The organism is Turicimonas sp. TL08, assembly GCF_054660695.1.
The window spans coordinates 43,238-54,821 of the sequence record NZ_BAAGDP010000018.1; the positions used below are offsets into that span (position 1 = coordinate 43,238).

An 11,584-nucleotide genomic window follows, 5' to 3' on the forward strand; every position below is an offset into this window, starting at 1 on the left:
TCATGTCTGAATATACTGGAAAAAAAATGGCGATGTTATTTGACTCCACCCGCTGCACTGCATGCAAAGGATGTCAGATAGCTTGTAAACAATGGAATGATTTGTTTTCATCTCTTGGCTTTAATGCCTACCCGTTCCCGGGAAGCTATCAGTCCCCGGTTGATCTCGATGGTGAAACACGTTTAATCATTACTTTCAATGAAAAAGAAACCGATGACCCTTACAGACCGGTTCAATGGGCTTTCGGACGTAAGTCTTGTTTCCACTGCACTGATGCCGGATGTGTAGACGCCTGCCCGTCCGGTGCTCTGAAACATGAGGAAAACGGTGCCGTCACGTTCAATGACAAAGTCTGCATCGGATGTGAATTGTGTCAGCCAGCTTGCCCGTTTGACGTACCTCGTTATCACGGCAAACTTCAAAAAATTGACAAGTGCGACCTGTGCTATTCCCGTCTGAATAACGGTGAAGTTCCGGCTTGCGTTAAAGCTTGTCAGCCGGAAGCTCTGATGTTCGGCCCGAGAGAGAAAATGATTGAAGAAGGTCATCGCCAAGTTGAATTTGCTAAGAGCAGAGGATACAAAGATGCAGAACTTTACGGCGAAAAAGAAATGGGCGGACTCCATATCTTAACCGTCTGCAAATATAACCATGAGGCTTATGGTTTACCGACCGATCCTTCTCTTTCGGCAGCAACCAAATTCATCCATACCGTTTCTAAGCCTGCAACCGCTATTGCGGCAGGTGTTACCGTCGCCGGGTTAGCTCTGTCTTACTTCATGACATTGGGCTACAAGAAGCACAAACTCACTGTCGAGCAAGACAAAGAAACATGGAATGAAAGACAAAAGAATTTTGCTGAAGAACTTGTCCAGAAGCGTCTGGCCGAAGATAACGTCCAATATCAGAAGCAGCAGGAAATCAATGAACAGTACTTGGACAGCTTCAAGAAGAATGACTCTAATAAAGGAGCTCAGCTATGATCACGAAATATATTAAGAGACATTCAGTCACTGCAAGACTTACCCACTGGACTGCAGCTATTTCTGTAATTACCTTAACTATTACCGGCTTGTTCGTATTAATTCAAGCTTGGAATAATGCGGTAGGTTCTGATTTCACGATCGCGATGAGATGGACGCACCGATTAATCGCCATTCCGCTCATCGTCGTGCCTTTACTGGTTATTTTCTTTGACTTCAAAGGATTCTTAAGGTTTTGGCGTGTCGATATCTTCCAAAAATGGAATCGCGACGATGTGATGTACGGGCTCTATTTCGTACCGTATATGTTCTTCCCATCAAAGTTTCATATGCCACCGCAAAGAGAAGTAAAAGGTGCTCAAAGAGCGGCAGACGGCCTGTTGTTATTCTCTGTAATAATTGCAGCCATAAGCGGTTTAATTCTATGGTCTCGCACCGGTTTCTTACCTGAAGGCAGATGGGCTGTTGAGTGGAGTGCTTCTACTATTGTCTGGGCAAGAGTCGTTCACGTAGTGTGTTTTATTCTCATTGCTGTTTTCGGGATGGCTCATGCTTACCTAGGCCTTGGGATTTTCACGCCGTATCGCGGTACTGTCCGGTTAATGTTTGGTGACGGTAAGGTAAGCGAAACGGATGCCGTCTACCACTGGGGCTACTGGGCCGATGTGGAAATTACCAGCGGTAAAAACGTGGTCGAAGTAGAGGACGGCAGAAAGATGCCTAATCAATAACCTTTGAAGTGTCTCTTTGGCTCCTGATTGAAGTCCAATCTCTAATTTCCGGCTGCACCTTCTTGAAAGGTTGGTACAGCCGGTATGCTGTTAAGTCACTTCACGCAAACCCGGGCTCAACTCACACGCCCAATTAATAAGGTCCGCACTTTTGCGGACTTTGTCATACCGGATACGTAGGATTTGAACGATTGGTGCGGATTCCAATAAAAAACGAGAAGCATTTTCCTGACTCCGAGCAGAAGTATGCTTCCCGATAATGGTTTCTCTCTACTTTCAGTTTTGAAGTTGTTTACGACTCTTGCCTTGGGTATGCTCCTTCCATGATTCTTTGATAATTAGCCTTATCGGTGTCGCCTTCAGTCGAAATGCACAGCACCTTTGCATTCTCATCAAGCCCCATCGCTTGACGCTGTTTTTCAAAACGAGGATCCGTCATTATTTCAATGAGAGCCGCAACTCCTGCCGCACCGCTCTCTCCGGCAACGATAGGCTTGTCACCGTCAATTGGCCTAGCGAGGGTGCGCATAGCTTCAGCTGGTGACATCTCCCCGGCCTTTCGGACGAGGCTTCTCACTTCATCGACTCCAACCTTACATTCGTAAGGAATTACAGTGTCTCCATGAGTTACGGCTATTGCCGCAAGACGGTATGCCCAGCCGCCTTTAACTGCACTATGCCCTGCCTCTTAATATTTAATGCAGCGGCATAGTCTCGTTGGTTATGCTGTCCGCAATGAGGACAAACCCATTGCCTCATAGTAAGAGTCAGCTCTTCAAATTTATGCAGACAGCGGGGACACATCTTGGAAGAAGGATAGAAACTGTCTATTTGTACAAACGGCTTTCCTGCTTTCCTGCATTTATATGCAAGTTTGTTGTAAAAACTGCCCCACGCTGCATCTGCTATTGAACGAGATAACCTTTTATTGCGCAGCATATTCTTGATTTTTAAACTCTCCGCAATGACTGCTTGGCTTTCGTCAACCATTCGCTTTGAGACTTTATGTTGAAAGTCCTCTCTTTTCCGAGAAACTTTTCGATGGAATTTGCTCAGTTTCGCTACTGCTTTCTTTCTTCGATGACTTCCTTTCTGTTTTCTGGAGACGGCTTTGCTCAGCTTACGAAGTGCTTTCAGCTGACGGGTTAGACTTTTCGGATTCTCAATCTCCTGATCGTCCGAATCTGTAAGAAATACTTTAATCCCTGCATCAATTCCTTTAATTGCTGATTCTTTAAGCACCTTGATAGATTCGGGTTCTTTTTCTTCTGTTTCGCATAGAACAGAGGCGTAATACTCTCCTACACGATCTTTTGTCACTGTGATGCTTTTAACGATGCCAAGAATCGGACGGTGGATTACGGCTTTAATCGGATCGCACTTCGGAATCTTTATCCAATTTTCGCCAACGGATACGCTTGTACAGTGGTAACTGGATTGTTTTCCGTTTTTGCTTTTGAACTTAGGATATTTAGCTCTTTTGGCAAAGAAGTTTTTAAATGCTGTGTCAGCATGACGAACGGCTTCCTGCAAGCTAATCGAATCATATTGGGCAAGCCAAGCGTATTTGCGGGACTTCTTTGCTATTGAGAGCAGCGGCTTCAATTCCTTAATAATGGAAAGAGATATGCTCTTCTTTTCATAAAATCTCTTTTTCAGTGCTGCAGAGCGATTAAAACAAAAGCGCACAGCTCCGAATTGGCCGGATAAAAATTCTTTTTGTTCTTTAGTCGGGTACAGCCGAACTTTCGTAGCCTGCAACATCTCATTTCCTTATCTACTTAATTGTATGACAGATCAGTTACCCCTTCTGCAAAAAAGACACTCGGTCACAAATCTTGTGGTGCATTTGATATTCACAACAAAATATCGAAGAAAGAAAATGTCTGAGACGGTATTGGCCTACCTCAGAGGAATTTGGGTTCATTGGCAGAATCAAAAGGCTGTTTCGTACTTGAAATTAACGGAGAGGCAGACCATATTCACGTTGTAGGAAACTCCTCCGCAAATTTCAGTTTCAAATCTCGTAGGATTTTTGAAAGCCAACTCTTCGAAGATTACTCTAGAGAGGTTCCCGGAGTTAAGAACTTTCAGTAACCGTGGCTATTTTTTGCTCAACGTCATACTACGCGGCATCTTGCAACCACCCCTGTGCCTCAAGCGTTTTCTGAATGCTCTTTCACGCTTGTACTTTTACGCTCAAATTCCTGCTCAACCAGACTCGACGGATTCTTTAGGGTACAAAAATTTCTTTCCGGAAGCCGTAGCCTTCGGAAAATTATCTTTTAAAGAATTGGAAGTTACTTCATCATCATCTACTTCTTCTTTTTTTCCTTTCAATATTTCCGTATCCGGTCACAATTTGTAGATTGGTAAACTGATTTCTTATCCGACCTCTTGATCTGCTCAACTAACGGCAGCGGCCAAAATGAATAACCAACCTCCGGTCCTAATTTAGAAAAAAGCATTTATATGCTGAAAGTCTCTACAGGTCTTCCAGAGGTCGGTGTAACCGATTTCACATTTATTGAAAGTCTAGTTTTTAAGAAGTTCTTTGATGTTAAGTATGTTATTTATCAACAGCTGCTAAGACGGATTGCTTCTTCCGGTCCTCACCCTTCTTGGCCATAGCCCAGAGCTGGTGCGCCAACCGGTTTGCAATCGCGATAACCGCCACTTTTTTGGGTTTCCTTTTAAAATACTCTCGACCCACCCGCTCGGATACGAGTTCTTTGCTTTCGAGTGAGCGCACTGCACCATGAGTGCTCTCACCGCAATATTGCCGCTCTTCTTCGGAATGGAGCAGAATATATTCTTTCCACCGGATCCAAAACTCATCGGTGCCAAGCCGAGGTAAGCAGCGAACTGTCTTCCGTTTCTAAATAAAGACGGTTCCGCCAGCAAAACACACAGCATTGCGGCAGTGACCGAACCGACCCCCGGAGCCGTTTTGAACCTCTCATAGTTCTTGGTTTCTTTTGCTAAGGCTTCGAGCTGCTTATCAATCTCTTTGATCCGGTCAATGGTTTTGCGGATGTCTTCCAGACTGCTCTTGATTTGCAGAACCACAGCGGGCCATACATCATCCTAAGATTCAAGCTCGGCGACGGAGGCTCCAACGTTTTTCATAAACGCCGTGACGCTCTTGTTCATCACGATACCGTACTCAGAGAGGATTCCCCGAACGTGATTGACTGTCTTGATCTTATCTCTGATGAGTTTATCCCGCATCGTCAGCAGGGTATTGATATCCCGAATTCTCGGAGTTTTCACAGCCACAGCTCTCACACCGTTAATCAGCGCCCGGTGGTTCCCTTCGGCGTCATTGCGGTCGTTTTTGAACCCTTTAACGAATTGTTTGACGGCTTTGGGGTGCATGAGTCGAACATCGTGGCCGAGAGCTTGAAGTTCGCGCGCCCAGTACTGAGAAGAGCCGCAGGCTTCCATTCCGATCAGGCAGCGAGGACAGTTCTGAAACTGTTTTAAAAAGTCCGAACGCTTAACGTCTCTATTGCTTACCTCTCCTTCCTCTGTGAGTTTGAAAACCTGAAATACATTTTTGGCGATATCGATTCCGACTGTGGCGTGATATGAAGTATCATTGTTCATGAGGGCCTCCTTTTAATGATCTGGTAAGTTCATTTGGCACTTAGATGCCGTAAAGATTCTGAGAATCTTCCGGAGGCCCTCACTTCTGCAAGGAGTTCTCCAAAAGTTCTAATTGTTAAAGAGCATAACCCGCTTCCTCGTTTATTCAGCGATTCTTAACCCGGCTTCTGACAAACCTTTGAAGCAACTTCGGCAGGTCGATCGGCGAGGGCGTTGTTAAAGGATGCTGTCATTATCGTTAGAAAAATATGTACAAGATCAAGGTAAAACGAAACTCCTCTCATCTCTGCCTTTTCGGACGGAGGTTTCTCGGCGAATGAGCTAAAAGCAAAATTCATAGAAATCTTCATCAATATGGCCTTGCTCAGGATGAAAATTCTATGGGAAGGTAGGAGGACCAGTACGGAGAAGTTCTTCAACTGTGATGAGAAAAGGAACTCCTCCGCAGCAGCATCCCCTTAGGTTGTTACAAACTCCTTTACGGCGTTTTTAGCGAAAACTTATGACAGGTGTTGCAGGAAACCTCGGATCTCTGGTGCCCCTTATGGCAAGTAGAACAATCTCGATCCCCGTAATGATTGTAATGAGGGTTTGGCTCGACACCGCTCGTACGCTTTGCCATTGCTTCATAACTCTGATGGCAGGTTAGACACTCGGCTTTTCGTACAGGCTTGTTTACATCATTATTGCTATGGCACTGTGCGCATTGAATTCCTTTCTTCATGTGACGTTGAGCCAAAAAGTTCCCGTCATTTGGAGAGGCCAAAGCACTTGTGGAAAGAGCCACAGCACAAGCAAGAACTATAGAATTAAATAATTTTTTCATCGTATGCTCCGAATTTAGTTTGAGTGGTGTAATGCCATATGTGCAGCAGCTTTTCGGCCGAATACCGTTGCACCCCCGAGCTGAGCTCCTCCGATATAGTTGGCAAAAAATAATCCTCCGGCGGCATTCCCGACAGCATACAAACCTCTGATCGGACGACCTTCATTATTGATAATCTGAGCATTCGTATTAATTTTCGGCCCACCAAAAGTCGCTGTAATACCTCCTTGGAAGGGGAAAGCATAGAAAGGAGCCTCGGTCAATTCCACTGGGTTTTTAAGTGTGCAGGGAGGTTCCCAGTTCTTTAGCGTGTTGTCTTTAACGGCTTTGTTATAAGCGTTAAATAATTCGACAAAAGCTTTAGGATCGATACCAAGTTTTTGAGCCAGTTCTTGCGGGGTATTTCCTTCATAGAACACAGTATTAAGCTTTTTGTACTTTTCGACAGCAGCTTTTGTTCTCTCACAATTGGACGACATGATATGCCAGCCCATATTGCGGCGGGTTTTCAGTACAGTCGTCCGACACTTAGCGGTATAGACCGAATTTTCATCCACAAAGCGTTTACCGTTTTCGTCAATTTCAAAACCTGTTCCGGAGTTAATTACAATGTTTGGGTTTAAATGAGTGTCGGCCACGATAGGTCCGCAATGGAATTGGTCCATGTTCACCAAGCGGGCACCCAGAGGACGGGTAAGAGTAACGTTCTCTCCGGTAACATATGGACTGCCTCTAAGACAAAGTCTGGAAAGAGTGCCTCCCATGTAGGTGTTGAGCATTTCAGAATTACCAGAAAATCCTCCGGTTGCAATAACCACGCCATCCTTAGCATGAATAGTTTTTATTTCGTCGTCTGACTGAGCCGTCACGCCAATAACGTGTCCTCTTTCATTGACAAGAAGATTATTTACTTTGGCATTGAAGAGAAAAGGAATCTTGCGTTTTTCCGCTTCTTTCACTAAAGATCGAATGAGTTGGCCGCCGCCAGTAATTCCTTTTCCATCCACCGCAGGCCAACGAGAGAAGACGCCTTTTTTAAGCGGTTTAAATGCAATTCCTAAATCTTTCTGCAGCCAATTAACTGCCTCTGAAATATTGTCTACGTAGACCTGAACAAGTTCAGGATCTGCACGATCCTCGGAGACTTTCATAAAATCTCTATAGAAAGCTTCCTTTGAGTCCTTAACCCCTGCTTCATTCTGTAGGTTGGTACCGAAAGCTGCGAAGGATCCCATTGCATAAATAGTATTTCCCGCTGGGCACTCCATTTTTTCGACAACAATAGGTTTAAGTCCCAAATCATGCGCTTGAATCGCAGTTACGAGACCGCCGGTACCTGCTCCAACCACAACCACATCGTATTGAAGAGTAACTTGGTTGCCTGGAGCAGTGGCAGCTTTTGCTGTAGCGCATGAAGAGCCTAAAAGAGCAAGTAATGTCGATCCTGTTTTTAAATACTGACGTCTAGAGATCATTTTCTATCCTTGAGAGTCAACTGAGAAAAATGTTTTATCCTTGTCAGTCATTCTCCGGAGATAGATACTTATGCATATTGATCTGGATCAAGACTTACTCAAAAAATTCTAATTCTCTATAAATAAAAACTCCCATCTGAAAGTACCTACTCAGACGCTGTAGGTCTCTGCCTACTTATCCTTCCCAACCTCCAAGTCTTGACTATTTTTTGTGGAGGAAGATTTTAGGACCTCAGGGAAGTCCTGACCTCTGAACTAAACCTAAATGGCTGTCAGGCTGGTAAGCTGAAAAAGGTCCCTCCTCTCCGCTTATTGATTTATGAAAAGATTAAGTGCAAGTCTCATTATTTTTTGTGCTCTTTTTATAAGCCTAACAAGTGAAGTGAATGGACAAAAGAAAATAGAAAATTCCAGCAGTACTCTCTTCACAAGCACTGAACAAACTGACTCTAAAAATTTAAAACTAATACGGACTCCAATAGGTTCTGCGATTATTTCTCCTGAAGGACCTCGGGATAAATCAAAGCCTTTCATAAGAATGGCAATAACAAAATTTGCATTACCGAATGACAACTCACCTCTTCTCTGGAGGACGCTTGAGAAATTACGAAATGAATTTGGACGAGGAAATTTTGAGGCTTACGTCTACTCCGGCAGAAAAATAGACGCCTCTAATACGGATTTAGTCCTAAGTTCGGCTGGCACCTACCGACGAAGTTTGGAAAGAGGAGCTAAAGACTTAGCGACAGTTATTAGCAACAAACATCCTGATCCCAATCATGCGGAAGGTTCAGTTTTTGTTGTGTTAAAGGATCGGGCAGATCTAAGCTCTCTTGCAGATCTTAAAGGGAAAAAGGTTACTATTACAGGAATTACCGCCTTTGCCGGATGGCTTATCGGCCTTGATAGGATCGCCTCGGAGGGTTACGATCCTGATAAATTTTTCTCCCATAAAATACTCCTTGGCAATAACATGCCGCACGCTCTTGAAGTATTAAAGAACAAGGAAGCTGATGTAGCAATTCTACGAACTTGTTTTTTGGAGGAAAGCCAAGAAAAAGGGGTAGATACTTCAATTTTTAAGGTATTGGGTGCAATCGGAAAAACTTCATCTGGATGCGTATCCTCGACTAAGCTGTATCCTAACTGGACATTATTTTCCACTCCGCATGCTGCGCCCGAAGTAGCACGAAGAGCGACACTTGCTGTTCTGGCGATGAAACCTGATACAGAAGGAAGAAGATGGGGTGTCGCAAGCGATTTCTCAGAAGTAGATCAAATCTATCAGAAATTGAAATTAGGCCCATACGAATACTTAAGAGAGTGGACTTGGAAAAGGATATGGGCTGAAAGAAGCGAATTAATTGTTCTGCTAGGTTGCTTGTTATTCGGGTTTCTTATTCATATGTTCCGAACATCTTATTTATTAAAAAAGAGAACCATTGAACTTCACGAACAGGAGCAAGCTCGTCTAAAAGAAAAAGCGCAGAGACATGAAGCTCAAAAGAGAATTCTTCTATTGCAGAAAACCGGAGCTGTAGGTCAAATATCCACAATTATTGCTCACGAGCTTCGACAGCCTTTAGGCGCCATCGTCAACTATTCACTTGGCTTATTAAGAATTGTCGAGAAAGCAGGAAATCTATCTCAGGCAAATACTTTGTTAAAGGGTCTAAAGAAAATCCAGGAGGAAGCTTACAGTGCCGATCGGATAGTCTCTAAAGTTCGAGAATATGCCAAAGGACAAAAAACAGGAAGAGAGCTTTTGGACTTACGTTCGGTTGTAGACAAAGCTGTGTATGCTATTCAGAAAGCCACGGATATATCCAATATTCGAATAAAGACAAATGAAGTTAATATCAAAATATTTGCTGATCCTTTGGAAATTGAATTGATCGTAGTCAACCTTCTAAAAAATGCAGTAGAAGCAGCTTCTAGCTCTCCAAACCCTGAGGTAGAGATTGTTATCTGTAATGGAAATGCAGATCCTGACACATCTTCTCCTGAAAATATACCTTCTTCTCCAGAGGATTCTTCTTTTCATATCTCTCCTCGAATCATAATTCGAGATAACGGACCTAGGTTAACGGATGAACAGTTCGAAGCATTAAACACTCCTCTTAGCAGCATGAAGCCTGAAGGTCTTGGCTTAGGTTTGGCAATTGTGCGAGGATTGATAGAAAATTTAGGGGCCGTAATTGAGTTTAAGAGATCAGTACCTCATGGAATTGAGGTTTCAGTTGTTTTCCCAAAAACTAGTCCGGCAAACTATATAAAAGCTTAAAAGTGTTATGACCACAAATCGCTCTGAGAAACCATTAGTTAGAATCGTTGACGATAATGACTCTTTACGGGAATCTCTGGCATTCTTACTCGAATGCGAAGGCTATGAGGTTGCGGCCTATGAAAGCGCAGAGGAGTTTTTAATAAAGGATGCCCCGAGTCGTATAGGCTGCATCGTGCTCGATGTAAGGATGCCGAAGATGAGTGGACTCCAACTTCAAGAAAGGTTAAACGAACTGGGTACACCTTGTCCTATTGTTTTTCTTACGGGTCATGGAGACATCGACATGGCTGTGCAAACGATGAAGGACGGTGCCTGCGACTTTCTCCAAAAACCAATAAAGCAAGAAACTTTTATTCCAGCTATAGAACGGGCAATAAATAAAGATAGACAAGCTAGAGCTGGAGCGACAGATATAATTCATGAACGCCATGTCTTGGCATCTCTGACCCCGCGGGAAGAAGATGTATGCAGACTCGTAGCAGAAGGACTTACATCGGTTTTGATAGCCTCCCGGCTTAACATTTCCAAAAGAACCGTCGACGTCATTCGCTCTGCAGCTCTAAAGAAAATTGGTCTCAGAGAACCTCATGAATTAGCAGATTTTTTCAAACGTGTAACGGAAAAAGGACGTCCCAGTTATTAAGGATGTTTTTTAAAAAATATATGAGTCAAAAAATGGCGTTATAGGTGACAAAATCTAGTCATCTTAATAAATCTAAGGACCTTAGATGAAACAATCTCTCTTTTCCCAATACAAAGATGCAATCGCCAACTTTACTGACGTTGAAGACAAAAGCGATTTTCTAGTCAAAGACTTAAGTGAGCAGAGAATCTACTATGCGCCATTTGACTATGTAAATCCATAAGCAAAAATATTCGTTATCGGCATCACGCCCGGCGAACAACAAATGAAAAATATGCTTATTGAAGCAAAACGGCTTATCCGATTAGGTTTATCCGATGAAGAAATTCAGAAGAAATGCAAGCCAATTGGAAGTTTCAGCGGCGCTATGAGAAAAAACTTAGTGGCAATGATGGATCATGTCGGAGTAGCCGACTACCTTGGCATTGAATCAACTTCTGAGCTATTCGATAAACATGTAGAGCTCGGAAATCTGACCTCCGCTATACGTTATCCAACCTTCCTCGTCAAAGACGGAAAAGAAACAAATTTTGCCAGCGATATAAAGCCGAAATCCGCACTTTTCAGCTTTGCTGCACCATTAACCATTGAAGAAATAGAAAAGGCTCCGGAAGCTCTTCTCTTGCCTCTTGGTCCCAAGGTAAGCAACTATCTTCAGAAAGTTTTGAAAGGAAGCGAATACGAAAAAAATTTGCTGCCTCAGATTCCACATCCGTCCGGCGCAAATGCTGAAAGAATTGCTTATTTCTTGGGCAAAAAGAAAAAAGAGGATTTAAGTGCTAAAACCAATCCGAACAAGATTGACGCAGAAAAGCATGAAATCCAAAAAATCCTGAGAGAACGCAAAATATAATTGTTCTTCAAGAAAGACAAAACCCTCGGAGCCGTAATGACTTCGAGGGTCTGTTTTAAATAATTGAGCCCGGAGGCTACCTACTTTCGCAAGAAATACAACTCACTATCATCGGCGTGGAGGCGTTTCACTGTCCTGTTCGGGATGGGAAGGAGTGGTTCCACCCTGCTATGGCCT

Annotated in this window: 12 protein-coding genes and 1 rRNA gene; 6 read left to right on the forward strand and 7 right to left on the reverse strand. The window is 43.5% G+C overall.

Annotated elements, in window-relative coordinates:
• Positions 1-2 precede the first annotated feature (2 nt).
• Together ACYQ4O_RS09575 and ACYQ4O_RS09580 are read left to right on the forward strand one after the other, a co-directional pair.
• Positions 3-983 carry a 4Fe-4S dicluster domain-containing protein gene (locus ACYQ4O_RS09575; protein ID WP_460175456.1) on the forward strand — a complete coding sequence of 327 codons (981 nt, stop codon included), beginning with the start codon at positions 3-5 and terminating at the stop codon, positions 981-983.
• Positions 980-1,714, forward strand: coding sequence for a cytochrome b/b6 domain-containing protein (locus ACYQ4O_RS09580; RefSeq protein WP_460175457.1), 735 nt, complete (start codon positions 980-982; stop codon positions 1,712-1,714). The genes ACYQ4O_RS09575 and ACYQ4O_RS09580 overlap by 4 nt, the downstream gene beginning before the upstream one ends.
• A gap of 292 nt (positions 1,715-2,006) precedes the next feature.
• Here the strand turns inward: ACYQ4O_RS09580 and ACYQ4O_RS09585 are convergent, their stop codons facing one another.
• The 6 genes from ACYQ4O_RS09585 to ACYQ4O_RS09610 all read right to left on the reverse strand — a co-directional run bounded on the left by ACYQ4O_RS09585 (position 2,007) and on the right by ACYQ4O_RS09610 (position 7,624).
• The gene (locus tag ACYQ4O_RS09585; protein ID WP_460175458.1) at positions 2,007-2,261 is read right to left on the reverse strand and encodes a hypothetical protein; all 255 of its coding nucleotides are present in this window, start codon (positions 2,259-2,261) and stop codon (positions 2,007-2,009) included.
• An 86-nt stretch (positions 2,262-2,347) separates the two neighbouring features.
• On the reverse strand, positions 2,348-3,478 hold the full coding sequence (locus ACYQ4O_RS09590) for an RNA-guided endonuclease InsQ/TnpB family protein (RefSeq protein ID WP_460175459.1): 1,131 nt from the start codon (positions 3,476-3,478) through the stop codon (positions 2,348-2,350).
• Between the two features lie 822 nt (positions 3,479-4,300).
• Positions 4,301-4,783, reverse strand: a complete 483-nt coding sequence (locus ACYQ4O_RS09595) for a transposase (RefSeq protein ID WP_460175460.1) — start codon at positions 4,781-4,783, stop codon at positions 4,301-4,303.
• A gap of 18 nt (positions 4,784-4,801) precedes the next feature.
• Entirely contained in the window at positions 4,802-5,323 is a 522-nt protein-coding gene (locus ACYQ4O_RS09600) for an IS110 family transposase (RefSeq protein WP_460175461.1), read from the reverse strand.
• A 478-nt stretch (positions 5,324-5,801) separates the two neighbouring features.
• Positions 5,802-6,149 (reverse strand): cytochrome c3 family protein, encoded by a 348-nt coding sequence (locus ACYQ4O_RS09605; protein WP_460175462.1) that lies wholly within the window; start codon positions 6,147-6,149, stop codon positions 5,802-5,804.
• A 14-nt stretch (positions 6,150-6,163) separates the two neighbouring features.
• Entirely contained in the window at positions 6,164-7,624 is a 1,461-nt protein-coding gene (locus ACYQ4O_RS09610) for an FAD-dependent oxidoreductase (RefSeq protein ID WP_460175463.1), read from the reverse strand.
• A gap of 538 nt (positions 7,625-8,162) precedes the next feature.
• Here ACYQ4O_RS09610 and ACYQ4O_RS09615 point away from each other — a divergent pair.
• The 4 genes from ACYQ4O_RS09615 to ACYQ4O_RS09630 all read left to right on the forward strand — a co-directional run bounded on the left by ACYQ4O_RS09615 (position 8,163) and on the right by ACYQ4O_RS09630 (position 11,407).
• Positions 8,163-9,908, forward strand: coding sequence for a sensor histidine kinase (locus tag ACYQ4O_RS09615; RefSeq protein WP_460175464.1), 1,746 nt, complete (start codon positions 8,163-8,165; stop codon positions 9,906-9,908).
• Positions 9,909-9,915: 7 nt separating this feature from the next.
• The gene (locus tag ACYQ4O_RS09620; protein ID WP_460175465.1) at positions 9,916-10,554 is read left to right on the forward strand and encodes a response regulator transcription factor; all 639 of its coding nucleotides are present in this window, start codon (positions 9,916-9,918) and stop codon (positions 10,552-10,554) included.
• Positions 10,555-10,639: 85 nt separating this feature from the next.
• Complete coding sequence (locus ACYQ4O_RS09625) at positions 10,640-10,777, forward strand: hypothetical protein (protein WP_460175466.1); 138 nt, start codon at positions 10,640-10,642, stop codon at positions 10,775-10,777.
• A gap of 42 nt (positions 10,778-10,819) precedes the next feature.
• A complete protein-coding gene (locus ACYQ4O_RS09630; RefSeq protein ID WP_460175467.1) occupies positions 10,820-11,407 on the forward strand; it encodes a hypothetical protein in 588 nt (195 codons plus the stop codon).
• Between the two features lie 67 nt (positions 11,408-11,474).
• Here ACYQ4O_RS09630 and rrf read toward each other — a convergent pair.
• A 5S ribosomal RNA gene (rrf, locus tag ACYQ4O_RS09635) occupies positions 11,475-11,584 on the reverse strand; the annotation flags it as partial.